Annotated in this window: 21 protein-coding genes; 10 read left to right on the forward strand and 11 right to left on the reverse strand. The window is 69.5% G+C overall.

Annotation, left to right across the window (positions count from 1 at the left end; genetic code table 11):
- Nucleotides 1-223 precede the first annotated feature (223 nt).
- Nucleotides 224-1,963, reverse strand: a complete 1,740-nt coding sequence (locus OG251_RS18700; protein WP_326678267.1) for a GAF domain-containing SpoIIE family protein phosphatase — start codon at nt 1,961-1,963, stop codon at nt 224-226.
- Nucleotides 1,964-2,213: 250 nt separating this feature from the next.
- Here OG251_RS18700 and OG251_RS18705 point away from each other — a divergent pair, with 250 nt between their 5' ends.
- From OG251_RS18705 to OG251_RS18715, 3 genes are all read left to right on the forward strand, one after another.
- On the forward strand, nt 2,214-2,396 hold the full coding sequence (locus tag OG251_RS18705) for a hypothetical protein (RefSeq protein WP_326678268.1): 183 nt from the start codon (nt 2,214-2,216) through the stop codon (nt 2,394-2,396).
- 474 nt (nt 2,397-2,870) lie between these two features.
- Nucleotides 2,871-3,218, forward strand: a complete 348-nt coding sequence (locus OG251_RS18710; protein ID WP_326678269.1) for a transcriptional regulator — start codon at nt 2,871-2,873, stop codon at nt 3,216-3,218.
- Nucleotides 3,215-3,886: a nucleotidyl transferase AbiEii/AbiGii toxin family protein gene (locus tag OG251_RS18715; protein ID WP_326678270.1), complete on the forward strand. Its 672-nt coding sequence runs from the start codon at nt 3,215-3,217 to the stop codon at nt 3,884-3,886. The genes OG251_RS18710 and OG251_RS18715 overlap by 4 nt, the downstream gene beginning before the upstream one ends.
- Before the next feature lie 428 nt (nt 3,887-4,314).
- Here the strand turns inward: OG251_RS18715 and OG251_RS18720 are convergent, their stop codons facing one another.
- On the reverse strand, nt 4,315-4,767 hold the full coding sequence (locus OG251_RS18720; protein ID WP_326678271.1) for a hypothetical protein: 453 nt from the start codon (nt 4,765-4,767) through the stop codon (nt 4,315-4,317).
- 118 nt (nt 4,768-4,885) lie between these two features.
- Entirely contained in the window at nt 4,886-5,530 is a 645-nt protein-coding gene (locus OG251_RS18725) for a DUF6461 domain-containing protein (RefSeq protein WP_326678272.1), read from the reverse strand.
- A gap of 347 nt (nt 5,531-5,877) precedes the next feature.
- On the opposite strand from OG251_RS18725, the gene OG251_RS18730 reads away from it, so the two are divergent.
- The 4 genes from OG251_RS18730 (at nt 5,878) to OG251_RS18745 (ending at nt 9,635) form a co-directional block, all read left to right on the forward strand.
- Nucleotides 5,878-6,423 (forward strand): hypothetical protein, encoded by a 546-nt coding sequence (locus OG251_RS18730; RefSeq protein ID WP_326678273.1) that lies wholly within the window; start codon nt 5,878-5,880, stop codon nt 6,421-6,423.
- Nucleotides 6,424-6,566: 143 nt separating this feature from the next.
- A complete protein-coding gene (locus OG251_RS18735; protein ID WP_326681312.1) occupies nt 6,567-7,673 on the forward strand; it encodes a sensor histidine kinase in 1,107 nt (368 codons plus the stop codon).
- Entirely contained in the window at nt 7,670-8,335 is a 666-nt protein-coding gene (locus OG251_RS18740) for a response regulator transcription factor (RefSeq protein WP_326678274.1), read from the forward strand. Before OG251_RS18735 ends, OG251_RS18740 begins: the two co-directional genes overlap by 4 nt.
- A 466-nt stretch (nt 8,336-8,801) precedes the next feature.
- Nucleotides 8,802-9,635 carry a PIG-L family deacetylase gene (locus OG251_RS18745; RefSeq protein ID WP_326678275.1) on the forward strand — a complete coding sequence of 278 codons (834 nt, stop codon included), beginning with the start codon at nt 8,802-8,804 and terminating at the stop codon, nt 9,633-9,635.
- 148 nt (nt 9,636-9,783) lie between these two features.
- On the opposite strand, the gene OG251_RS18750 is transcribed toward OG251_RS18745, so the two are convergent.
- Nucleotides 9,784-10,449, reverse strand: coding sequence for an O-methyltransferase (locus tag OG251_RS18750; RefSeq protein WP_326678276.1), 666 nt, complete (start codon nt 10,447-10,449; stop codon nt 9,784-9,786).
- Nucleotides 10,450-10,864: 415 nt separating this feature from the next.
- Nucleotides 10,865-12,391, reverse strand: a complete 1,527-nt coding sequence (locus tag OG251_RS18755) for an MFS transporter (RefSeq protein ID WP_326678277.1) — start codon at nt 12,389-12,391, stop codon at nt 10,865-10,867.
- 162 nt (nt 12,392-12,553) lie between these two features.
- Here OG251_RS18755 and OG251_RS18760 point away from each other — a divergent pair, with 162 nt between their 5' ends.
- On the forward strand, nt 12,554-13,132 hold the full coding sequence (locus OG251_RS18760) for a TetR/AcrR family transcriptional regulator (RefSeq protein ID WP_326678278.1): 579 nt from the start codon (nt 12,554-12,556) through the stop codon (nt 13,130-13,132).
- A 348-nt stretch (nt 13,133-13,480) separates the two neighbouring features.
- On the opposite strand, the gene OG251_RS18765 is transcribed toward OG251_RS18760, so the two are convergent.
- Nucleotides 13,481-15,124 carry a serine/threonine-protein kinase gene (locus OG251_RS18765; protein ID WP_326678279.1) on the reverse strand — a complete coding sequence of 548 codons (1,644 nt, stop codon included), beginning with the start codon at nt 15,122-15,124 and terminating at the stop codon, nt 13,481-13,483.
- 295 nt (nt 15,125-15,419) lie between these two features.
- Here OG251_RS18765 and OG251_RS18770 point away from each other — a divergent pair, with 295 nt between their 5' ends.
- Nucleotides 15,420-16,643: a serine hydrolase domain-containing protein gene (locus OG251_RS18770; protein ID WP_326678280.1), complete on the forward strand. Its 1,224-nt coding sequence runs from the start codon at nt 15,420-15,422 to the stop codon at nt 16,641-16,643.
- A 138-nt stretch (nt 16,644-16,781) separates the two neighbouring features.
- On the opposite strand, the gene OG251_RS18775 is transcribed toward OG251_RS18770, so the two are convergent.
- Nucleotides 16,782-18,200, reverse strand: a complete 1,419-nt coding sequence (locus tag OG251_RS18775; RefSeq protein WP_326678281.1) for a DUF2252 domain-containing protein — start codon at nt 18,198-18,200, stop codon at nt 16,782-16,784.
- 592 nt (nt 18,201-18,792) lie between these two features.
- Between OG251_RS18775 and OG251_RS18780 the strand changes: the two genes are divergently transcribed.
- Nucleotides 18,793-20,409 carry an MFS transporter gene (locus OG251_RS18780; RefSeq protein ID WP_326678282.1) on the forward strand — a complete coding sequence of 539 codons (1,617 nt, stop codon included), beginning with the start codon at nt 18,793-18,795 and terminating at the stop codon, nt 20,407-20,409.
- Between the two features lie 84 nt (nt 20,410-20,493).
- On the opposite strand, the gene OG251_RS18785 is transcribed toward OG251_RS18780, so the two are convergent.
- The 4 genes from OG251_RS18785 to OG251_RS18800 all read right to left on the reverse strand — a co-directional run bounded on the left by OG251_RS18785 (nt 20,494) and on the right by OG251_RS18800 (nt 24,666).
- Entirely contained in the window at nt 20,494-21,273 is a 780-nt protein-coding gene (locus OG251_RS18785; RefSeq protein ID WP_326678284.1) for a polysaccharide deacetylase family protein, read from the reverse strand.
- Nucleotides 21,274-21,561: 288 nt separating this feature from the next.
- Nucleotides 21,562-22,161, reverse strand: coding sequence for a hypothetical protein (locus OG251_RS18790; protein WP_326678285.1), 600 nt, complete (start codon nt 22,159-22,161; stop codon nt 21,562-21,564).
- A 382-nt stretch (nt 22,162-22,543) separates the two neighbouring features.
- Entirely contained in the window at nt 22,544-22,945 is a 402-nt protein-coding gene (locus OG251_RS18795; protein WP_326678286.1) for a thiol-disulfide oxidoreductase DCC family protein, read from the reverse strand.
- Nucleotides 22,946-23,100: 155 nt separating this feature from the next.
- A complete protein-coding gene (locus tag OG251_RS18800) occupies nt 23,101-24,666 on the reverse strand; it encodes a hypothetical protein (protein ID WP_326678287.1) in 1,566 nt (521 codons plus the stop codon).
- Nucleotides 24,667-24,672 lie beyond the last annotated feature (6 nt).

The following is a 24,672-nucleotide window of genomic DNA, read 5'->3' on the forward strand; positions in this document are numbered from 1 at the left end:
GGTGCCCGACCCCAGGGCTCACCGAGCAGGAAGCTCTCGACGCTGCCGCTGGCCGGCTTTCGGCTTTCCTTGAGGGCGCCGACGCTGTCACGCCCGCGGTCCCGAATGCCATGGCCGGAGCCGTGCCACAGAGAGTAGCGGCAGCCGACGTTTTCCAGCTGCGGATGGCTGTGGCACGGGTAACGGCGCGTGAGGTCCGCGCCTATCAGGAGCCGGCGTTCCGTCATAGCTCCGTCCGGGTGACGCGGACGGCGAGTACCGCCACGTCGTCCCGTTGTGGGATGTCCGCCAGGTCCTCGGAGAGGGCTTCCAGGAGGAGGGGCAGGGGTCTGTCACCGTGGCGGGCGAGCACGGCAGTCGCGCGGGCGGTGCCGACGTCGATGTCCGCGTCGCGGCGTTCGACCAGGCCGTCGGTGTAGAGGAGGAGCACGCTGCCCGGCGGGAGGTCGCGCGTGTGGTCGTGGCGGGGCGGGTCGTCCTCCGACGTGCCGAGGAGGAGCAGATCGTGGTCGCCCAGGGACAAGACGCCCTCTTCCGGGGTGTGCAGCAGCGGCGGCGGGTGTCCGGCGTTGGACCACGTCAGCCGCCACCGACCGTCGTCGAGGTCGAGGCGGGCGTGGACCGCTGTGGCACCCAGACCCAGGGGCAGGGTGCCGATGGCCCGGTCGATCGCGTCGAGGGCGGCGGAGGGAGAGTGGGTCGGGTCGTCGAGGCTCGCCTGTCGGAGCATGCTGCGGATCTGGCCCATCACTGTGGCGGCCTGGACGTCGTGCCCGATGACATCGCCGATCGAGACCATCAGGGCGGGCCGGATCGCGGGCGGCACCGTCGGCAGCGGATACGCGTCGTACCAGTCGCCGCCGACCATGTCCTGGTCGGCGGCCGGCAGGTACAGGGCCGCCATGTCCAGGCCCGGCACGTCCGGCAGCTCGGTGAGCATCGCTGCCTGCAGCTGCTCCGCGGTGCTCAGCCGGTTGGCCACGAAACGGGTGCGCTCCACCGCCTGGCTCACGTACCCCGCGACCGTGGTGAGGACGGCCTCCTCCGTCGGCGCCAGCACATGGGGGCTGGACCAGCACCACGTCAGGACACCGCGCCGGTCCGGCAGCGGAACGCACATCACGGACTCGAGACCCAGCGAGTCGTACCCGGCGACGGCTTCGGGCCCGAAGCCGCGCAGGAGCGTGGGGCGGTCCGGTACGAAGACGGCGCGTTGCTCGCGCATGGCCAGGGCGCTGGGGAAGGAGGCGTCCCACTCCAGATGGTCGATGGCGCTCTCCACCGGCCGTACGTCCTCCGCGTCGATCACGCGCCACAGCTTTCCGCCGTCCGCCAGGAGCAGGCCCACGAACGTGGGCTCGGCCGGCCCCTGGAACAGGTGGCGCAGGCGCCGGGTCAGATCCGTGAGATCGCGGGCGTGGGCGAGCTCGATGGCCGCGCGCAGAAGGAGGCCGGCGTGGTCGCGGTCCCGCTGGATCAGCTCCGAGGCGATCCTCAGCCTCAGCTCCATCGAGCACGCCGCGGTCAGATCCTCAAGGTCGCGCAGCTCGTCCGCCGTCCACTCGCGAGGCTCGTGATCGATAGCGCAGAGCGATCCGAGGACACGCCCGTCCGCGTCGGTGAGCGGCATACCGGCGTACGCGACCACCTGGAGATCGGGGATGGCGAGGCTGTCGCAGGTGCGGGGAGACGACCGGGTGTCGCTGAGGATCAGCGGCTTGCCGTCCGCGACGACGTGCTGGCAGAAGGAGTGGCTCAAGGGGGTTTCGCGCCGGGCCGCCCAGATCCCGGACAACCCAACCATCCCGGGAAACACCTGCCGGTCGGCCTCCAGCAGCGAGACCAGGGACACCGGAACGCGCAGAACGCGCGTGACCAACCGGGCGAAGCGGTCCATGCCGGGGTCGGCTGCCGCGGTCAGCCCCGCCAGCCGCAGCGCCTCCAGCCTTCCGGAGTCCTTCATCCTGCGGCCTCCGTCGACCTGGCGGGGGAAGGTGTGACCTCTGTCGAGCGCATTATCTGAATATAAGAGGAAAAAATCATGATGTCCCAGCTAGGGCCTGCCTTGTGGATCAAGCTCTAGATTGCCTGCATGACATCGGACGCGACGCCTGCCGAGGCTGGCGTCGCGACCCCACCGGCCCCGCCGAAAGAGTCGTCGCGGGGCCGGGCGCACCCGCCGTCTCACCGACGACTACACGTCCGGCGAGCGAGTGGAGATCCTCCACGATCCCGCCCCAGATTGGGACACGGCCCAGATCGGCCGCCGCACCACGGGAACTCTGGTCTTCGCCGGCTGTGTCTGCCTGCTGTCCCTCGTCATGGCCGCAGCCCTGGTCGCCATCGGTCTGGCGGGGCCGCTCGCCGCTCTGGACGTCATCTCCCTTGGCCTGTAGGGGGCCCGCGTGAGGAGCGGCGATCTCAACAGGGCCGCCGGACGTCGATCGGGCGGCCTGAGGCCTCTCGATTGGCTCAGGCCGACTCGCGGGGTCCGACATGATCCAACTCCGCGGCACACAGTCCACATCCATCCGGCTCTGACTCTGACCCGCCGGACCACCACCGAGCACACCCCCTGCCAGGGTCCGCCGCACCGCTGCCATGGTGCCCCATCCGTGCCCAGCAGAGCGGACAACAGCGGTCATGTACGGTTTCCGGAACGCATAGCCATACACCTCGCCCGACGGGAAAGCACAGGTCAGATCCCATCAGGTAGCCCAGGCACCGTTGACCCAAGCTCAGAGCGCGAGTTCGATTCTCGTCACCCGTTCCACATGAAAGCCCCAGGCCAGTGGCCCGGGGCTTCTTTGTTCGGGTCACCTTGGATGCGTCCGGTCGGCTTCGGTGGCCTCTCCCTGGATAATCGACGTATGGCATCACAGCCCAGTCTTTCTGATCTCCGCCGTGCCAAGTTCGCCCGGCGAACGCCCGCAGCGCTCTCCGAGCTTGTCGGCCCCGAGCACGGCACGGTGCGCCTGCCACTTCACCTGGCATGGTCGGGGCTGACCATGTTCGACCTCGACCAGCCACGGCTACGGATGAGCTATTACCGCATCGTGTTGGCCGAGGGCCAGCACAACGACCTGGTCCGGTACCTCAACCGCGGCGTCCTCGTCAGCTTGTGGCCCACACTGCGCACACTGATCAGCCGTGATGTCCGTGAAGTCTGGGAGCACTCCTTCGACGAGCTGGCCAACAGCGCCCAGGCTGCTGCGTGAACCTCACCGACCTGCACCGTCGCCTGCTGGCTGATGTACTCACCGTGGGCGGTGCCTACCCTCTGGCGCTTACCGGCGGCTACGCAGTTCAGGCACACGGCCTGGTCGACCGGCTCAGCCAGGACCTCGACGTAGCGACCGAGAACCCCGATCGCATGGAGGACATCGCTGCTGCCGTGCGCGTCGGCCTGGAACAACACGGGTGGCAGGTCAGCGCTCGGGAAACAGACCCGCTCTCCGCACGCCTGATCGTCACCGATCCCGTCAGTCACGAAAAATGCGAAGTCGACATCCTCAAGGAAGCGCTCTGGCGACCGCCCGTACACACCGACCACGGATTGGTGCTGTCCCTCGAAGATGTCGTCGGAACCAAAGTCCGCGCACTCTTCGACCGCGGACTCGCCAGGGACCTGATCGACGTACAGGCTGCCGCGAACCGCTGGAGCCATATCGAACTCGAAGAGCTCGGTCGACGCCACGCCCGCGACTCCTTCGACCTGAGCGAGCTCCAAGCGCGACTGATGGGAGCCGACTGGATCGACGACACGGAATTCGCCGCCTACGGACTCGACGAACAAGCGATCACCGGGCTGCGCCAGTGGGCGCAGGCATGGGCCACCGACATCGGCGAACGGCTCCAAGAGCTGGAGACTCCGCACGAAGACTGATGGCCGCATGGAGGCCGGACGCGCTCAGCACGGTGCACGCCAGGCCATTCGGCCCACGCCCGGCCGTGCCCCATCCGTGCCCAGCAGAGCGGATAACAGCGGTCAGGTACAGCCCCCAGAGACCATGGCAACCTCAGCTTCCTCGCAGAAAAGTACAGGTCAGAGCCGTTCCGAAGACTCAAGCACCGCTGATTCCCAAGCTCAGAGCGCGAGTTCGATTCTCGTCACCCGCTCCATGAAAAAGCCCCAGGCCAACGGCCCGGGGCTTCGTTGTTGTCCAGACCTCTCATGGCCCGCATGCCATTCGCGCGCCATGAGTGCCCCTCACGGCGCGTCAGATTGAGGCTTCAGCCACCACTCGTCGCGACAGGTCGGGCCGAGCGCCCCGGCCGGAGCCCGTGAGCGCGCGATTCGAAGCCTGATTGCCCTCACCAGGCGGGAGGGCGAGACTGGTCGCCGCCCTCGATCTCCTTCGGCCAGTCAACGGTGGCGCCATCCGTCCGGCTCAGGATCCCGGGGTCGGGTGGGAACTCTTCGTCGTGCGGTCCGGACCAGTAGGCCCGCCGCGTGCGCGGAAGGGGTATCTCCACCAGCCTGCCGTCGTGGATCATCCACAGCCCGAAACAGTCGTCCTCCTCGTCGTGGATCAGGACCTGCACCGTCTCCGGCCGGGGCCACGGCAAGGACTCCAGGTGCTTGAGAAGTCCGGATCTGCTGTGCATCCGCACGAACTCCGTACCCCAGCCGAACCCCCAGTTCCCGCCTGGGCGCATCTCGAAGAACACGCCGTTCCAGGTACGTGTGCCGTCGTGCCGCGTCAGAGGCTCCATGACCGCGTCCGCGTCCTGCGCCAGCACGATGACCTCAGCGATTCTGCTCATGCCGGAATACCACCGTGCATCACGGATGCATCGCAACCGAGTTCTACCGCAGGTCAATTGATGTCAGCCGCGTGTGCTGCACCGGCGCAGCACACGCGGTCTCCGTCTGCGTCGGCGGTCAGGGGACCCAGGCCGCCTCCGGGTCGCTGAAGAGCGTGTCCGGGGAGGCGAGAAGCACGGTACGGAGCGCTGCGTCCGTCCATGCTGGATCGACCGGTATGCCCATCACGTGTTCCATCAGTGCAAAGGACTCGGCGCACAAGGTGCCCATGTGGAAGGCGACGCCGTCCGCCCATGCGGGAACCTCGGGTTCAGGTTCCATCCAAGCGGCGTCTTCGAGTTCGAAGGGGTCGAACATGCCGTCCACCCGCCCGTCGAGCGCGTGCATGACTTGGTACCGAGCATTGACCGTCCTCAAGACGCTGAAGAACTCACCCCCGTCCGACGAGGCCCGCCTGGAGATCTCCGGAATGCTGCCGTGGTAGCCCGACTCGATGGCGATGACGTGCTTGTCAACGGTGACGACGCGCAGTAGCGCGTACTCCTCGTAGAGGTGACGCGCCTGCTCGTCGGCAGCCTCGGCAAAGGTCATCGTGCGACACACTGCCGGATCGCCGCCGAACGCTCGGATCACTTCGTTTTCGGTTTTCCCCGAGATCACGGAGAACGTGTACGTCTCCAGTTCGTCCGCATCAGCCCACGCGTACCGGGCAACGAGGTCATCCCACACAGTAGGTTTCTCTCCCTGATCAGGCGTGATCACTTCCGCTCGTGGCGCTGCACTTTACCCAGCGTGCGGTGGCACAACGCTGCGCGGAATGTCTTGACCGAGGGGCCCCGCCCTCGCCGCACCCACCTCGATCCGGTGAGCGCATTGCCGTGCGAGCGCCGCTCCACTCGCGCGTGCCGGTGTCGGACATCGGCGTCGATGTCATCCGCGAGCCGGCCCTGGTGCTCCTTGGTGGAGTGCTGGTAGATCAGCCGGCGCGGCTCAGGCCCGGTTGGCGGTGCCGGGACAGGGGGGTGGATGAGTGTGGGACGGCGATCTCCACCCGTCGTTCCACCCGTGGGTCCAGGTGCGAGAGGCCCTGGGCCAGCAGTCTTGAGGGCATGACAACGACCGAGTGGATCACCGACATCGCCCTCGTCCTGATCGTCTTCCGGCAACTGCGGGAAGGCCGTCTCGACCTCAAGACCTTCCTGATCCCGCTGGGGATCGTGGCCTTCGTGGCCCACACGTACCTCGACAGCGTGCCCACCGCGGGCAACGACCTGGTGCTGATCGGCGTGCTCATGGCCGTCGGCGCGGCGCTCGGCATCGCGGGCGGCGTCTACACCCGCATCCGGGTTGTGGGCGAGCACCTGCTGATCAAGGCCGGCGCGGTCTCCGCCATCCTTTGGGTGCTCGGCATGGGCGCCCGCATGGGCTTCCAGTTCTGGGTCTCGCACGGCGGCGCCGACAACGTCGCGCGGTTCAGCATCGCCCACCACATCACCAGCGACCAGGCCTGGGTCGCGGCCTTCGTCCTGATGGCACTCACCGAGGTCGTCACGCGACTCGCGACGATCTTTGTCCGGAGCCGGATGGTGAACGGCGGGCAGGCGCGGACGATCGCAGCGACGCACCCGGCGCCCTCTCTCGACCGCGCGGCCTGACCGTGGACTATGGTCACGCCGTGCCCGAAGCACAGAGCGTCCCGGAGAAGCAGAGCACCCCTACGGAGCAGAGCGCGCCCGATACGGGCTCGGCCCCGGACCGGGCGTCCGGCCCCCTGCCCTTCACAGGTCACGATCCTCGCGTGGGCTGGGTCCTGACCCTCTGCGTCATCGCCTCCGCGTTCATCACGGTGCGGCCGATCGGTCTCGGCGGCCGGGGACTCGTGGTCGCCGCGCTCATCGTCGTCAACTCGCTCGCCCTCCTCGCCCGGCACCTGCCCGAGCACAGGGTCCCGCCCCGCGTCGCCCCGGTCTGGCTGACCCTCGGCATCGTCGCCGCGGCCGCCCTGATCGCCGTCAGCCGTAGCGGATCGAGCTACCTCTTCGCGTTCTTCATCGTCGGCCACGCCGGATACCGGCTACAGCCCAAGCCGGCCCTGGCCCTCGCGGCGTTCTGCGGTCTGCTGTGCGGCGGAGTCCTGTACTTCCGCATCGGCCCCGGCCACCACCTGCTGCCCTGGGCGATCGGTCTGGCCACCGGCGCCCCGGTCGTCCTCGGCATCATCAACCGCAGCCGCCGGCGCGCCGTCCAGGCGGTGATCGAGGCCGCGGAGTCCGCCGAGCGGGCTGCCCGCGCCGAGGCCCAGGCCGCCGTCCTCACCGAGCGGGGACGGATCGCCCGCGATGTGCACGACGTCCTGGCCCACTCCCTCGCGGGCATCAACATGCAGCTGGAACTGGCGGACGCCCTGATCGAAACCGGAGATCTGGAGAAGGTCCGTGAGGCGAACCAGAAGGCGCACAGCATGGTCAAGGAGAGCCTGAAGCAGGCCCAGTGGACCGTGCACGCGCTCCGTGAGGACTCCCTGCCGCTGGTGGGCAGCCTGACCGCGATGCTCGACTCGTCCGGCCACCACGACGCCCTCACCCTCACCGGCACCGCGCGCGACGTACCGTCCCAGGTCACGCAGAATCTGCTGCGGATCGCACAGGAATCGCTGACCAACGCCGTCCGGCACGCGCCCGGCGGCGAGGTCCACGTGGAGCTGACGTTCGATGCCGCATCGACGACACTGAGAATCCGTAACAGCGCGGCGACCCGTGCGGTGCGTGCGGGCGTCGGCAGCGGAATGGGGCTGATCGGCATGCGGGAACGGGTCGCCCTGCTGGGTGGCACGATCACTGCGGGCCCGGTCACCGAAGGACCGGACGAAGGCGGCTGGCAAGTGGAGGCAGTGATACCGGGATGAGTGAACCGACGCAGAATCCCCAGCGGCTGCGTGTGATCGTCGCCGACGACCAGGCTGCCGTACGGGAGCCGCTGGCCGCGGTCCTCGGGCTGGCCGAGGACATCGACGTCGTCGCCTCGGCCGCCGACGGCACCGAAGTACTCGCCGCGGTCGCCGCGGGCCCGGTCGACGTGGTCCTGATGGACCTGCGGATGCCGGTGATGGACGGCACCGAGGCGACCCGGCGGCTCACCGAGGAGCACCCCGAGGTCGCCGTGGTCATCCTGACCACGTTCGCCGACGACGACTCCATCCTGGCCGCGCTGAGCGCCGGCGCCAGCGGCTATCTCACCAAGAACGCGGGACGCCAGGACATCACCCGCGCCATCCGCGCCGCCGCCGCCGGGCAGTCCGTCCTCGACCGCGAAGTCCAGAACCGCCTCCTGGAGACGGTCCGCACCAAGCCCCCGGCCCCCGGACAGCCGCTGCCCGACGACATCACCCCGCGCGAGCGCGAGGTCCTCACCCTGATCGGCCAGGGCCTGCCGAACCGCGCCATCGCCGAGAAGCTCTTCATCAGCGAGGCCACGGTGAAGACGCACATCAACAACCTCTTCGCCAAGGCGGACATCAAGGACCGCGCCGACGCCGTGCGCCGCGCCCTGCGGGCAGGCCTGGCCTGAGTCGTCGAAACCGGTCCTGGACGGTCACGGCTCTCCGCTCGCCCGCCCGGCCCCAGCGATCAGAGTCCTGGCTCGCCGATCGAGGGCAGCCCCGGCCCGACGTCCCCACCCGGAGCATGCGGTCCCGGCCGTCAGTGCCGAGGACAGAAGCCCGGGCCGGCTCGTGCATACTCCAGCGTGCTTGGCCAGGGAGCGGGGGCTCGGGCCGGTGGGCGGCGATGACCGGCCCGATGCCGGATCCCGGGATCTTAACGCCGGTACCGCATGGCGCCCGGAAAGCCGGGCGGCCTCGCCGGGAACAGCCGGTCCGGTCGGCACGGTTGCATCGACCGGGGGGCCCGGCCCCGCACGGGCGGGGAACACGGAGACCACACGGTCGTCGGCCCCGCCGGGAACCGGGCTCCAGGATCGCGGCGGCCCCGCCGCGTACTCGGACCAAGACGTATTTCTACAGAAGGACTGTTCCATGACTGACCGGCCCTTGACGCTCATGGCAGTACACGCCCACCCCGACGACGAGGCGACCAGCACCGGAGGGGTCCTCGCGCGGTACGCGGCGGAAGGCATCCGCACGGTCCTCGTGACCTGTACCGACGGCGGGTGCGGTGACGGAACGGGGGGTGCCAAGCCGGGCGATCCCGGGCACGATCCGGCGGCCGTCGCCTCGATGCGCCGTCAAGAGCTCAAGGCGAGCTGTGACGTCCTGAAGGTCAGCGATCTGGAGATGCTGGACTACGCCGACTCCGGGATGACCGGCTGGCCGAGCAACGACGCCCCCGGATCCTTCTGGCAGACCCCCGTGGCGGAGGGCGCCGCCCGGCTTGCGGAACTCATGCGGCACTACCGGCCCGATGTGGTTGTCACCTACGACGAGAACGGCTTCTACGGTCACCCCGACCACATCCAGGCCCACCGCATCACGATGGCGGCCCTGGAGATGACCGCGCTGACACCGAAGGTGTACTGGACGACGATGCCCCACTCGACGATGCAGCGGTTCGGGGAGACCATGCGCGAGTTTCAGGAGGACATGCCGGAGCCGGACCCTGCCGAGGTCGCCGCGATGGCCGAGATCGGCCTCCCCGACGACGAGATCAGCACGTGGGTGGACACCACCGCCTTCAGCGGTCAGAAGTTCGATGCGCTGGCCGCGCACGCCAGTCAGGGCGAGAACATCTTCTTCCTCAAGATGGGCAAGGAGAGGTTCGGCGAGTTGATGGGCATGGAGACCTTCACCCGTGTCAAGGACACCACCGGCGCGGCCGTGCCCGAGAACGACCTTTTCGCCGGACTGCGCTGATCCGCCCGTCCGGCCGGGGCCCGGAAAAGCGCATCGGCCGCAACGGGCGGACGACGACGGCGGCAGACGACGACGGCGGCGGCGGACGGCGGCGGACCGGCGGCGGCGGAAACCGGCCGCCGAGGTCGGCCGGAGGGGCATGGCTTGATCAGAGGCGGCAGCTGATTTCGAGGCCGTCCTCAACGGGGAACGTGACGCTGTGGTAGCCGTTGGCGGTGTCGTGGACGTGGTCGAGGTAGGGGCCGAGGCTGGGGAGGTCCACGTCGTCGGCGACGACAAGGGTGCCGGGGGCGATGCGTGGCTCAAGGAGCTGCAGGACGGGCAGGCAGAGGTCCTTCCACCCGTCCAGGAACAGGAAGTCGACCGGCTGCCGCAGTGCGGCGAGTGTCTGTAGAGCGTTCCCCTCCAGCACGGTGATCACGTCGTCGAGGCCGGTGGCGGCGAAGGTGTCACGGGCACAGGCCGCCTTGGTCCGGCTCATCTCCGTGGTGATGACCTGGCCTGTGCCGTTGTCGCGAACGGCAGCGGCCAGGTGCAGGGTGGAGATGCCGTACGAGGTACCGAACTCGACGACGACGGCCGGCTTGACGGCGCGGATGAGGTTGTAGAGGAGTCTGCCGCCGTCGGCGGAGACCGGCATGTAGATCTCCTGCGCTGCGTCGGCATGTTCCTGCGCCGTGAGCGACTCCCGGTCCCAGGGCTGAACGCCCCACAGACGTGCCGCGGTCTCATCGTCACGGGCGGCGGCTTCGAACATGCGGGTCAGGGCGGCGGAGACACGTGGTTCCGCGAGGGTGCAGGGATGCGTGGGCACGGTACTGGGCTCCTGGGGTCGGTGCGATGGGTGGATGGGTGTCACGGGAGGGCGGACCTGACAGACCGTCCTCCCGTGCCCGCGCCGGGCCGTGTCGTCAGCCCGTGCAGGCACCTGCGTCAATGTCCACGAGCGGGGACGGCCCGCTGGGCTCCCAGGCGAGAAGCTGCCTGGTCGCATGGTCGGACGCGGTCATGGCGGGGGCGAAGAAGCTGCCGACGAAGCCGAAATGGGCTCCGGCGTCCCCTGGTGCGACGGATTCGTCGCGGCCAAGGAGGCGGGCGTCGTCCGCGGGGACCTGGATGATCCCGCCTCGCCGCACCGGGGCGCCGCCCGTGCGGACGCGGTCATCAGCGTGTCCTCCTTTGCCCTGAAAGGGTCATGAGAATGGCGGAGATGGGTGGGAGTGCCCTGATCACGGCGCCGACGCCGAGTCAGCCGGCGTGAGGCCCTCCGCTACCGCGGGGCTCCGGTGGGCGCGGCGGGAGCCGACGACGACCAGGGCTCCGGCCAGGAGCACGACGAGGGCCGCTGCGCGCAGCGCGGTGTTGGCGCCATGGGTGAACGCTTCGGTGACGGCGGTGTGGTCGGCCGGTGCCGACGCGAGCGCTTCCTGCACCGTTCGCGGGAGCGGCGTGGGCCGGGTCGGCCCGGCGGCCAGCTGGTGGGTGAACCCGGCGGTGAGGATGGTGCCGACGACAGCCACACCCAGGGCGCTGCCCAGTTCGCGGGTCGCGGACTGCAGACCTCCGGCGATACCCGCCCTCTCCACGGGCAGGGCGGAAGCGATCTGCGTGGTCAGACAGGGCGCGGCCAGCATGATGCCGAGCCCGATGACGAACAGACCGGCCGCGTACACGGGGTAGGCCATGGTCGAGGCGTACGAGAGTCCGAGCAGGCCGCCGCTGGTGAGCGCGAAGGCCGCGGAGAGCGTCGCGGGGATACCGAAGCGGCGGATGAGCCCGGGGACGTAGCGGGTGCCCACCAGGAGCGGGAGGGTCAGCGGGATGATCCCGATCCCTGCCTCCAGGACGGAGAAGCCTCGCCCGTACTGCAGGAGTGAGGCGTTGACGTAGAAGAGCCCGAAGCTTCCGAAGAAGGTGATGGTCATGCCGAGGGCGGCGCTGCTGAGTGCCGGGCTGCGGAACAGCCGCGGGTCGAGCATGGGATGGGGGACGCGCAGCTCGACACGGACCCAGCACAGGCTCAGCAGAATGCCGCAGGCGAAGGCGGTGAGGACGACCGGGCTGCCCCAGCCCTGTTCGGGCCCTTCGATGATTCCGGTCAGCAGTGCCACGAAGGCTGCCACGAACAGCAGCGTGCCCGGCAGGTCGAGGGTGCGGTCGAGCCGAGCGCTGCGCGGCACGGACCGTGCCACCCACGCCAGGCAGCAGGCCGCGATGAGGGCGACCGTCGCGAACAACGCGCGCCAGGAGCCCGCGCTGAGCACCGCGCCGCCTCCGACGTTGCCGACGACGCCGCCGATACCGGTGGCCGCCGCCCAGACGGCCAGCGCGTGAGGGCGCCGCTCGGGAGCAGTGGCGTGGAGGAGGACACCGACGCAGTTGGGCAGGACGCACGCGGCGCCGAGACCCGTGATGGCGCGCCCGATCAGCATGATCGGCACGTTCGGCGCCATCGCCGACACAACGGCGCCGCACGCGAATATGCCAAGCCCCGCCATGAGGACGCCCTTGCGGCCGAGCTTGTCGCCGGCCGCACCGGCGGGGATGACCAGGCAGGCGAAGATCACGACATAGGCGTCGACGATCCACAGCAGGTTCGACGAGGTCGGCCGAAGCGGACTCGCGGCCAGTTGCGGCACTGCCAGGTTGATCGCCGCGACGAATCCGACGACCAGGGCAGTGCACACACTCACGCAGGCGAGCACCGGGCCGGACCGCTGTGCCGGGCGCGGAGCGCCCTCCGGTAGGTAGGCCATCGCTCTCGATTCCTTCTGGATTGCCGTACACGAAGCACGGTGGGACACCACCCGGCATGCCTCCCGGGACAGGGCGGGGGAAGGCCGGACATCCTTTTACGAGTCACCGTGCACCGTAAAGGTAACACATACGAGACACCGTGCCTCGTATACAGTGGCGACATGGTGGATGGAAGTGGTCGCGGACGGCCCCGCAGTGAAAGCGCACGCGTCGCAGTGCTGCACGCCGTCGACGACCTTCTGGTGGAAGTCGGGTACGCGGCCCTGACCATGAAGGGCATCGCCGAGCGGGCGGGCGTGGGCCGTCAGACCGTGTACCGCTGGTGGTCGAACAAGGCGGAGGTCCTCTATGAGGCCAGCGCCATCGATGCCCAGCACGAACTGTCCGTGTCCGGCAGCGACGACCCCCGCAAGGACCTCAAGGCGTATCTCGACGCCCTCGTCACCTTCTTGTCCCGCTCCCACGCGGGCGCGGCCTACCGCGCGCTCCTGGGGGAAGCCCAGCACGACGCGGACGTCGCCGCGCTGCTCGCTTCCCGCGACATCCTCGGAGAAAGCGCCGCACAGGTCGTGGAGGCGGCGCGGAAGTCGAGCGGCACCGCCCTCTCGCTCGAACAGGCGACCGCCCTCCTGATCGGCCCGCCCTTCTTCCACATCCTGTCCGGGCGCGGCGCGGACGGCATCGACACCGAACAGCTCGCGGAACAGTTCATGCGCACCCTCAGCCATCCGGGGACATGAGGCGCCCCAGCACGCGACACGCAACGAAGCGGACGCGGCCGGTACGGAGCCTGATCTCCACGGCACCGGCCGGGCGGCGGTTCGCGGACCGCACCGGCTGCGGCCACGCCACAACGAGCCGGCGGCGACCGGCGAAGAGCGGGTCGGAGCCAGTGCCGACACCTCACGTGGACCTGGGCGGCACCGGCCCGTTCGCCCTGGTCGAGTGGCATATGCGCGCGTGAGCGGCGAGTGATTCCCGCGCTCGGAGCGCGAGTTCGGCTCTCGTCACCCGCTCCACGACCAAAGCCCCGGGCCGTTGTCCCGGGGCTCGGTCGTGAAGCGGGCACCGCTCGGTCGACCGAGCGGTTAGGCCGCTCCCCGCCAGATCGTCAGGGCGCCCTGGAGGAAGGCGATGTCCGGCATCGCGGTCGACTTCGTCGTGATCACGAACAGCGCGATGTCCCCCGAGGGGCCCTTGATGCAGATCTCGCTGCCGTTCGCCGCGCCGGCGAGTGGGAGGCGGTGGCTCTTTCCGTCCTTGAGCATCCGACGGCACTCGTCGAGGGTGCCGCCCGGCTTGCCGTACAGCTGGAGGAACACGCTTGTGTCGCTCTCCAGTCGGCAACCGGCCGACTCACAGCCGAAACGGATGTCCCCCGTGCGGCCCTTCGCCTCCGCTTCCGGGTCCTTGAGGTTCACCGAGTTCTTCGCGTCCAGCATGACCAGGGGGTACGGCTCGGGTCGCGGCTCCCGGGGCGTCCCCGCCGGAGGTTCACCGGCGCCCGAAGCCGCCGGGTCCGAGGAGTCGGCCGGGTCCGAGGACTCCGAGGAGGATCCCCGCGCGGAATCCGACGACCGTGCGGCCGCCGGTCCCGCGGCGGACGCCGACGGTCCGGCGGAGTCCCGGTGATCGCCCCGGCTCTGCGCGTCCATGACCCGCCAGGCCAGGGCCGTGAGCAGCAGCACGCCCCCCACCGCACCGACGACCATGATCCGCGCGGTGCGCCGCCTGCGCCCCTTCCCCTCCGCCCGCGTCGGCCGCCGCGAACCGGCAGGCGGTTGCGGGTACCCGATCAGCGGCTGCGGCTGCACCGGGGTGGGATCGGGCACCGGTGGCGGAACCACGACGTCCGGCCCGCTGATCTCCCGCCACACGGCCGGTGCCCCGCCCCCGTCGGCGTCCGCGCCCAGCCGCTGCCGGCACCACTCCACGACCTCTGCCGGAGTGGCCCGGTCAGCCGGGTCGGCGGCCAGGCAACGGGCGAACAGCGGACGCAACGGTTCGGGCAGCAGGGACAGTTCGGGTCTGGAGTGCACAATCCTGTACAGCACGTTGACACCTTGGCCATCGCCGTACAGCGGCCTGCCCAGCGCCGCGAACGCCGCCGTCTGGGCAAGGGCGAAGACATCGGTCGCCGCGGTGGCCTCTTCCCCGGACGCCTGCTCCGGGGCCATGTACGTGGGCGTGCCGATCATTTGCCCCGTCGCTGTGTACGAGGTTCCGTCGGCGGCCAGGGCGATCCCGAAGTCGATCACACGCGGCCCGTCGGCGGCGAGCAGCACGTTCGACGGCTTGAGGTCCCGGTGCACGATGCCCTCGGCATGGATGGCCTGCAACGCCTCGGCCATCCCCGCCATCAGCCACAGCACGGCGGTCACCGACAGCGGACCGCGCCGGGCCACGGCCTCCGCCAGGGACGGCCCGGGTACGTACAACGTGGCCAGCCAGGGGGGTACGCCATCCGCGTCGGCATCGATCAACTCGGCGGTGTACGCCCCCCGGACCCGCTGGGCCGCCCTGATCTCCCGGCCGAACCGCCGCCGGAAGTCCGGGTCGTCCGCCAGCTCCGGCCGCACGACCTTGATCGCCACGGGCCGTCCGCCCTGGGTGTGCGAGAGGTAGACCCGTCCCATGCCACCCGCCCCCAGCCGGGCCGCGAGCCGGTAACCCGCCACCACGGGCGGGTCGGCCGCCTGAAGCGGTTGGAAGACATCCGTCACCTCATCCATCGGCCTGCTCCCCCACATGTGCTGCCTCGGCCAACGGCAGCAGCCTAAGGGGCGGGTCCATGACGGGGTGGTTCCGGGGCGGCGGCCAGGAGTGGTGGTGATCCGGGAGTACGTCGCCGAGGCCACCCCGCCGACGTACGGGCGCGCAGGTGGCCCGGGTGGCTCCGAACGAGTGGACTCCTTGGCGCGCGGACGTCAAGGGGGCCTGAGTCACGGGTCCGGATGGTGATGTTCTGCCGTCCGTGCTCTCTCCCGGAGGCGGGCCGTCCGCCCCCTTCCCGGAAGAGGCGCCCCCATGCGACGTACTCCCTCCCGCCGTCTGGTCGCCGCGGTGCTGCTCGCGGCCTCCGTACTGGCGCCGATGGCCGCGATTCCCGCCACGGCCGCCCCCGCCACGGCCGCCCCCGCCACGGGGACGGCCCGGCACGACAAGGCCGGCCCCACGCCGGACGGTCTCGGCCCTGAGCTCGCCGCCCGGCTGGACAGGACCATCGAGGAGGTCCGCGAGCAGGCGGGCATCCCCGGCGTCGTCGTCGGACTGTGGATGCCGGGGGTGGGAAGCTACGTCCGCGCGACCGGCGTGGCCGACACCGCCACCGGCAGGCCGATGTCCGCCGGCGCCTCCGTGCGGATCGGCAGCGAGACCAAGACGTTCACCGTCACCGCGCTGCTGGAGCTCGTGGACGACGGCCGGATCGGGCTGGACGACCCAATCTCCGACTACGTCCGCGGCGTGCCCAACGGTCACCGGATCACGCTGCGCCACCTCGCCGAGATGCGCAGCGGCCTGTTCCCGTACACCTCGGACCCCGACTTCACGCACGACCTGCTGAGCGACCCGGAGCGCACCTTCACCCCGCGGGAAACGCTCGCGTACGGCTTCAGGCACCCGAACACCTTCGCGCCGGGGACGCGGTTCCAGTACTGCAACTCCAACCTCGTCCTGCTCGGCCTGGTGATCGAGAAGGTCAGCGGTCACCGGCTCGCCGACTTCATCCACGAGCGCGTGCTCGACCCGGCCCACCTGCACCACACGCTGTTCCCGACGGGGTCCGAGTTCCCCGCGCCGCACCCGCACGGCTACACCGACCAGACGCTGAGCGGTGGGACCGCGGACACCACGTACTGGAACCCCAGCTGGGCCTGGGCGGCCGGAGCGATGATCTCGAACCTCCACGATCTGCGCCGCTGGGCCCCGATCGTCGCCACCGGGAAGCTGCTCAGCCCCGAGACCCAGCGGCAGCGGCTCAAGACGCTGCCCACCGGCTTCCCGGGCACCAGCTACGGCCTCGGGATCTTCAGGACCAACGGATGGACCGGGCACAACGGCTCGATCCCCGGCTACGAGACCGTGACGGTCTATCTGCCCTCGAAGAGGGCCACCCTGGTCATCATGATCAACACGGACATCCAGTACGAGGGCCAGGAGCCGTCCACCCTTCTCGCCCGAGCGATCACCACGGTCGCCACACCGGACAACATCTACGACAAGGACAGCGCGATCAGCCCGCGCGCGTAGCCGCGGGAGCACCTGTCTCCGCCGGGCCTGCGCCTGTGACTACTTCCTGGGACTGCGAGGGGCTTCGGGCGCCCCAGCGGCGTGGCTCACGCCGTGGAGCGGGAAGAAGGGCGTGCCGCCCGAAGGTCCCAGAGGTCCTCAGACCGCTGTGGCGGACAGCCGCCCGGCGTGGACGGCGTCGACGAGTCTCCGATGGTCACGCTCGTTCTGGTCGGCGTAGCGCTCGGCGAAGGTCACCAGCGCGCGGTCGAAGGCGTCTCCACCGCCCAGATAGGCGGCGATGGCGATGCGATCGCCGGATCTCGCGTGGGCACGGGCCAGCGTCGCGCCGCACAGTGCGCCGAAGGTACGCATGCCCCGGGGCACCATGTCCTCCGCGGTGGCGACCCACTTCCAGTCGCGCAACTGCCGTACGTAGAAGTCCCTGCGTCGGCCGTCGATGCCCTCGACGCGCTCCCATCCCAGGAAGATGTCGCTGGTGGCCTGCATCAGCCGCTGTCCGGCGACCACCCGCTCGCCCTGCGTCCGGTACACGCTGTCCCCCGCGTGGGGCGCCAGCACCGACTCGTCGGCCTCCTTGGCCTGGAGGAACAGCGGATCGCCTTCGTCCTTGCCGAGCAGGAGCACGATCCAGCAACGGGTGCCCACGCTGCCGACCCCGACGACCTTGCGGGCCATGTCGGCCACCCGGTACTGCTCCAGCAGGAACCGCCGGTCGGACTGGAGAGTCTCGCCGTACCGCTCGATCAGTGTGCGGATCTCCTGTTCCACGGCACCGCGCCGGTCGTCCGGCAGCACGTCTTCGAGACGGGTGACGAGCGGAGGGTCGGAGGTGATGCGGCGCCGGCCGTCGACGACATGGGTGAGTTTGCCGAAGACCTGGAGGGTGTCGCGCGAACGTGCCTCGGTCACGGCCTGCGCCCAGCGCTCGCGGCCCCGCGCGGACAGGTCGGCCACGAAGCGGTCCTGCACCCGGTCCACATCGAACTGGGCGTACCAGACAGCCAGGTTGCCGACTCCGGCGAAGGACCTCATGCCCTCGCGGTACGACCGCACAGTGGCCCGTACGATCGCGGCCCGCTCCTTGGTGCTGAAGCCGTTCGCCCGGCCCGCGATGACGAGGCTGGCGGCCAGCCGCTTGACGTCCCACTCCCAGGGGCCCGGCAACGTCTCGTCGAAGTCGTTGATGTCGAACATCAGGCGGCGCTCGGGGGAGGCCAGCAGCCGGAAGTTCAACATGTGCGCGTCACCGCACAGTTGTGTGCGCAGGCCCGTCGTCGGGGTGCCCGCGAGATCGGACGCCATGATGGCGGCCGCACCCCGGTAGAACCGGAACGGTGACTCGGACATCCTGCCGTAGCGGACCGGCACGAGATCGGGCAGCCGGGACGCCGACTGCTTCTCGATGATCTTCAATGGGTCCGGCCGCCCTGATCCGGGTGCGAACTCGGCGTGGCTGGAGCGGGGTACGTCGGCCCGCACGGCCTTGCCCAGCGCGGCCCGCTCCTGCGGGGTGCGGTGCCGCACATCGCGTCCGTCGAGGTGGTTGTCGGTCATGGCTGCGGCTCCGTGAGGTGGTCTCGCCGACGCCCGGGGCGGTGGCGATGGCTGCCGGACGACACGGGGAGCACTTTTCGGAGCATGGCGCGATCCCCTGTGCCGGGCCGAGGTCGGTGCAGGATCTTCTCCTTGCCGCGACTGAACGCCCCGTCGGCGATGTCACCCTGGAGCGGACGGCGCGCCGAGTCGTGCCGACTGCTGCGTTTCGCGTCGTTCACGACCGCGTCGCCGGTGCCGCACGTGAAGCGGAACGGTCCCTGATGGTCAGGTGTCGCTTCGCCGGAGAACGCACAGGATGGACGGGATACGGCACTGACAACGCTGACAGAAACGGCACAGGAGTCAAATCGGACACGAGGCGAACCTGGGTGAGCAGCGGCGGGCCACGGCGTGACGGGTGCGGTCGGGGCCTTCGCGGGACCGGACGCGTTCGGTGGTCTCCTCCACCCGGCACACGATCGGCACCACGCGCCCGTCCGTGCCCGGCACGGGCGCGCCGACCGGGTTCCGGAAGGGACCACCCGCCAACCGGCCGATCGCCACGGCGGGTCGCGGACCGACAGCCGATGTACGTTGCGACGATCCACCCATGCCCCCCACAGCCAACTCGCACGGAAGCTCGTCGACAGCGCGGATCGTCCTGCTGACACTCGCGGCGGGGCAGTTCCTGATGGCACTCGACAGCTCCGTCATGAACGTGTCGATCGCCACGGTGGCCGAGGACGTGGACTCGACCGTCACCGGGATCCAGGGCGCGATCACGGCGTACACCCTCGTGATGGCGATGCTCATGATCCCCGGTGGCAAGATCGGCGCCCTGATCGGGCGCAAGCGGGCGTTCATGATCGGCTGTGTCATCTACGGATGCGGGTCGCTGACCACGGCGCTCGCCCCGAACCTGCCGGTGCTGCTGATCGGCTGGGCACTGCTGGAGGGCATCGGGGCGGCGTTGATCCTGCCCGCGATCGTGGCGCTCGTCGCCGGCAACTTCGCCGTGGAACGCCGCCCCGCCGCCTACGGACTCGTCGCCGCCGCCGGGGCCGCGGCCATCGCGGTGGGGCCGCTCGTCGGGGGTGTGGCCACGACGTACTTCTCCTGGCGCTGGGTGTTCGCCGGGGAGGTGGTACTGGTGCTCGGCATCCTGGTGCTCGCCCGGCGGGCCGCCGACGCGGCGCCCGACAGGCGTCCGCGTATCGATGTCGTCGGGGCCGTGCTGTCCGCCCTCGGCCTCGGCATCTTCGTGTTCGGTGTCCTGCGCTCCGACCAGTGGGGCTGGTTCCGGCCGAAGCCCGACGCGCCCTCCTGGCTGGGGGTCTCACCGGTCGTGTGGCTGATGCTCGCGGGTCTGTTCCTGATCTGGTTCTTCCTCCGCTGGGAGGCCCGGCTCGTCGGACGGGGCAGGGAGCCGCTGGTGAATCCGGCACTGCTGGAGAACAAGCAGCTCACCGGCGGCCTGACGATGTTCTTCTTCCAGTACCTCGTACAGATGGGCGTGTTCTTCGTCGTACCGCTCTATCTGTCGGTCGCGCTCGGCCTGTCGGCGCTCAGGACCGGGGCGTGCATCCTGCCGCTCTCGCTGACCCTGCTGGCCGCCGCGATCCTGATCCCGCGTCTCCTCCCGGACGTCTCACCGCGGCGGGTCGTACGGCTCGGCATCCTCGCGATGCTCGCGGGGGCGGTCGTCCTGATGGCCGCGCTCGACGCGGACGCGGGCGCGGAGGCCGTCATGGTCCCGCTGCTGCTGATCGGGCTGGGCATGGGCGCCCTGGCCTCCCAGCTCGGCTCGGTCACCGTGTCCGCCGTGCCGGACGAGCAGAGCGCGGAGGTCGGCGGCGTACAGAACTCCGTCACCAACCTCGGAGCCTCGATCGGCACGGCACTCGCCGGGTCGATCCTGATCGCCACGCTCAGTACGTCGTTCCTGACCAGCGTCGAGCAGAACCCGGCGGTCCCGTCCGCGGTGAAGGACCGGGCGAGCACCCAGCTGCGCGGCGGTGCGCCCTTCCTGTCGGACACTCAGCTCAGGACCGCCCTCGACGACGCCGGTGCGAGCGCGGCAGTGACCGACGCGGCGCTCGACGCGAACGCGGAGGCGCGACTCGACGGTCTGCGCGCCGCGCTCGCCATCCTCGCGCTCAGCGCTCTCCTCGCGCTGTTCTTCACCCACCGGATCCCGACGACGCAGCCCGGCTCGACCAGGACGTAACGGGGGCGGCGGTGTTGTCGGTCCGCGCCCCGGTCCGCCGTCAGCGGAGGTCCGGGGCGTGATGGCGGTACGGGCGTTCCTCGTTCAGCGCACGGGGAACCCGTAGGAGTACCCCTGCTCCCTCAGCCAGGGCAGGACCTCGCGCAGAGCGGCCAAGGTCTGGGAGCGGTCCCCTCCGGCGTCGTGGAAGAGGACGGTCGGCCCGTTGGAGATCTCCCTCTTGACGGTGGCGACCATGGTGTCCACACCGGGTCGCTCGAAGTCCTTGGAGTCGACGTTCCAGCCCAGCGGCCGCATCCCGCGGGACGCGGCGAGCTGCCGGCTGAACGGGGTGAAGGCGCCGCCCGGGGCCCGGTAGTACTGCGGCCGGACGCCTCCGGATGCCTTGGTGATCATCCGTTCGGCATCCAGGATCTGCTGGGACTGGTAGGCCTCGGACTTGGTGTCCATGGCGGTGTCGTGCGAGACCGTGTGGTTGCAGAGCCGGTGCCCGGCCGCCACCACGTCCTTGACGAGGTCCGGGTGTGCCTGGGCCTGCGTGCCCACCATGCAGAACGTGGCCTTCACGTCACTGTCCTTCAGCAGTCGCAGCACCTGCGGCGTCCAGACCGGGTCCGGTCCGTCGTCGATGGTGATGTTGACTCCCCGGTCACCGCGGTCCGAGGCATGCGCGATGTCCGCCGCCACCTTGGCCACGGGCCCGCCCTGCCGGGAATCCGGCGCCGAGACACCCGCTTCCGGCTGACGTCCTCCGACGGTGTCGGCCTGCGCGGACCACACCGAGGTGGCAGCGGCCACCGCCGTCACCCCGAGCGCCGCGGCGAGGAGCCGGCCGTGCCATCCCCTTCCCTTGTGCTTCGCCATGTCCGCCCACCCCTTTGCCTTCTCCGCCGATGCCGTGCCCCTATGAAGACACAGGAACGCCCCCACAAGATCCCCTGTTACCGATCGCGGACGAACCCGCAGGGGACCGGCGACAAACGCAGAGGCTCCGGGACGGACGAGGGGCCGCAACGGCCCCGGAAAGGCGCCGCGAAGCGGGGTCCTTCGCTCAGCCGCTCCGGGTCGCACACCCCCCGCGGACGGAGAAGAGCCCGTCAGCAAGCTGACGGGCTCCCGCGAAGGGTCGAGCTAACCTGCCATCAGGTCAGGTCAGATCGTCGGCGTCTCGTCGACGATCTCCTTGTGCGGCTCGACAATGAACTTCCAGCCCTCGCTGGGCTCCAGGAACCGCACCCGGGTCGGGTAGATGTCCAGGGCGCGGCGGTCGCGGTTCTGGTTGTTCGTGTTCTTCCGCCCCCGGGCCGGCTCCTCGTACAGGTCGACCTTGACGTCCGGCACCGCGACGACTTCCTCGCTCCAGCGCTGAACGACCCCCGCACCGAACGCGTCCCGCGCGGCGGAGTAGAGCGAGTCCAGGGATTCCATGTTCCCGCTGGGCACGAAGAGGGCGAGGTTCAGGAGGACGCCGGCACTCTGGAGAACCTCGATTTCCTCCCCCGCCTTGTCGGCGATCCAGATCCCACCCTCTTCAGCGTTGTCCGGGAGGACGTGGATCTCCTCGCCGAAGACCGTCCTCGCGGCGAAGGACCCTCCCTCGAAATTCTTGCCCGGCTCCGTAAGGAAAGCCGGTGCGTAGCAGTCGAGAGGAAGGCCATCCATCCCTGCCGAGACGAAGATGCCGTCCTGGAGGCCCAAGCCTGAAACCTCTTCGGCCGTAAGACGTCGAGCCGTAACCTTCTCGGTATTCACGCCATTCCCCTTTTATCGCGGCGTCCTGTGAATTCATTAATACTCTACCACGAAAAGGGTCAACCACTTCTCATTGCACACGACTTGGCGCTCGCCATGACCCCGGTCGTCCAGCGAGAAATCACCACTCGGAGTGCATCGGACAATTCCTTGCGCATCACCGGATAACCCGGGGGGGGGGGAGCCAGGGGCAGCACAAGAAGAAATACACATTCGCCGCGCTGTCTGTTTACAGCGAATCAAAGCCGAGCGGAGTTCTGTGCGCCCGCTCGAAAATCTTCGGCGCACGGACACTTTCCCGTACAGGGAGGGACACGTACAGGGAGGAACAGGCGCGGGGACGAAGCGGAGCGGTCCCGCTGTCTCCCGTGCGCGGTCGTCCTCAGCCCCTGGGACGTGCGCCGGGCCTGCGGTCCGCCGGCAATGCGCAGGCCGGCGAACCGCCGGGCAGGCGGTCGCGGTTGGTGGCGACGAGCCGGTAGACACCGTGGGCGATCCAGCGCACCGGCGGCAGGGTGAGCAGGCCGCCCGGCCAGGCCCAGACACCGCCGGCGCTCAACAAGAGCTTGGCCACTGCCTGGGCACCGCCGTACACCCTGCCGGAAGGGGCGATATACAGCAGTTCGTGCTCGGCCCGCCGCTGGGTGACGCCGAGATCCTCCAGGTCCGCGAACTGCCACGGTGTGACCGCGCAGTTCGGGCGCAGCCGCCGCACCAGGAAGTTCACCGAGGTCGTGCAGAAGGCACAGTCACCGTCGTAGACCAGAACAGATCGATTCGGCATGGGCCCATTCTGCCTGAACGGACTCCCCCCGCACCGAGGCCCGTCGGGCTCACCGAGGCCGGCCGACGGCCGTAGCCGTCCAGGTGGCGTCGTCCGGCACCCGTGGTTCCAGGACGCTCGGCGCGGGTACGGGCACCAGCCCCTCATGGGAGTGCCTACGTGGCGTTCCACAGTTCGGCGAGCAGCGCCTGTACGAGGGGGTTCGTGCTCGTGGGGTGCGCGCAGAAACGGTCCTTGAGGGAGACCGCGACGTCCCTCGCCTCCGTGCGGATCGACATGGGGTCGTATCGGCCGTACTTGTAGACCCACATGAGGTAGAGCGCGGCGCGCGCATAGCCGCTGCCGGGGTCGAATTGCGCGTCCATGCCGTTCGGAATACCGGCGGTGCCCGTCCACGCGGTGGCGCACGAGGCATGCAGGGGATCGCCCGGCTCGTTGTGACGGCTCTCGTGGTTGAACAGGTACAACGAGTGGACGTACGGAGTGACCACGGTCGGCTGCGACGGGTTGTTCGACCACAACGCAAACGTGCGATTGAGGTTGATCACGCCACCGCCCGCCATGTTGACCGCGTCACCCAGCGAGACGCGCACGGTGTGGGTATGCAGCCGTACGTGTTCGTAGGCGGACTCGGCCGTCCCGAAGGGGAGTGGCTGGAGGAACCGCTGATGCCGGAGCGCGTCGAGCTTGCAGATGACGGCGGTCCGCGACGGATTCGCGGACGTCTGGTCGAACGGATAGCCGGGGTACGAGGCCCACTGCTGGGTCGGATCACCGGCAGCGCCGTCCACCCACTCGAAGGCGAAGTCGCCGAGCACTCGATCGATCTCCGCCTGTGACGGTGCCGCCCGGTACAGCGCCCATAGATCGTCGAATACGCGGACGTTGACGCTCCGTTTCAAGCGCTCCTTCGAAGCGGTGATCACATGGGTTCCCGGTGACAGCGTGGCGGTGGGGCTGCCCGTGCCGAGCGGGCCGTCACGATTCGACTCCCAGGTGATGCCGTCGCTGTTCCAGGACGGCCCGGTCGTGTTGAGGATGTTCGCGTCGAGCGGAGTTCTCTCTCCGCTGACGAATCGCTCTCCCTCAAGTGGGCTCTTGATGTTCATCGACCCGCCGAACCACGGGGACATACTGATCCCGGCGTGGTTGAACCTGTATCCGAGCCCCATCCGGTCGACGACGCTGCCGTTGAGCGCGAGTGTCCACAGCCGGGAAAAGCCGTCGGCCTGGTTTGCCGCGAAATAGAAGAGGTCTTCCGACGGCGAATGGCACAGACCGCCGAAGACGCGCAGTCCGGCACCGAAGAGCCGGGTCACGACTCCGTTCAGCTTGATGGAGTAGAACCAGGTGAAGTTGTCGAGCGTGACCAGTGCGTAGAAGGTGTCGCTCCCCTGAACGTAGGTCAGACCGTTGACCACACCGACCGCGAGCGCGAACAGTACGGTGTCCTCGCCGCCCATGGTGATCCGATGGAGTCGGGCGATTCCGTCGGAGTCGTTCGAGACCGCGTAGAAGCAGTTCTCCGGGCCGCGGTAGGCGATCCCGCCGTTCAGTCCCGGGCCGACCGCGGCCACGCTCTGCAGCGTTCCCCCGGTGCTCAGGCTGCAAAGGCGCGGACCGTCCGGGCCGGTCGGTGCCACCGTGTAGTAGAGCCGCGTCGCCGGATGGTAGGTCAGTCCCGCCAGGTCCTTCGCCGTGCCGATGGGCTGTTGGCTCACGGTGCC

Source organism: Streptomyces sp. NBC_01237 (assembly GCF_035917275.1).
Taxonomy (GTDB): Bacteria; Actinomycetota; Actinomycetes; order Streptomycetales; family Streptomycetaceae; genus Streptomyces.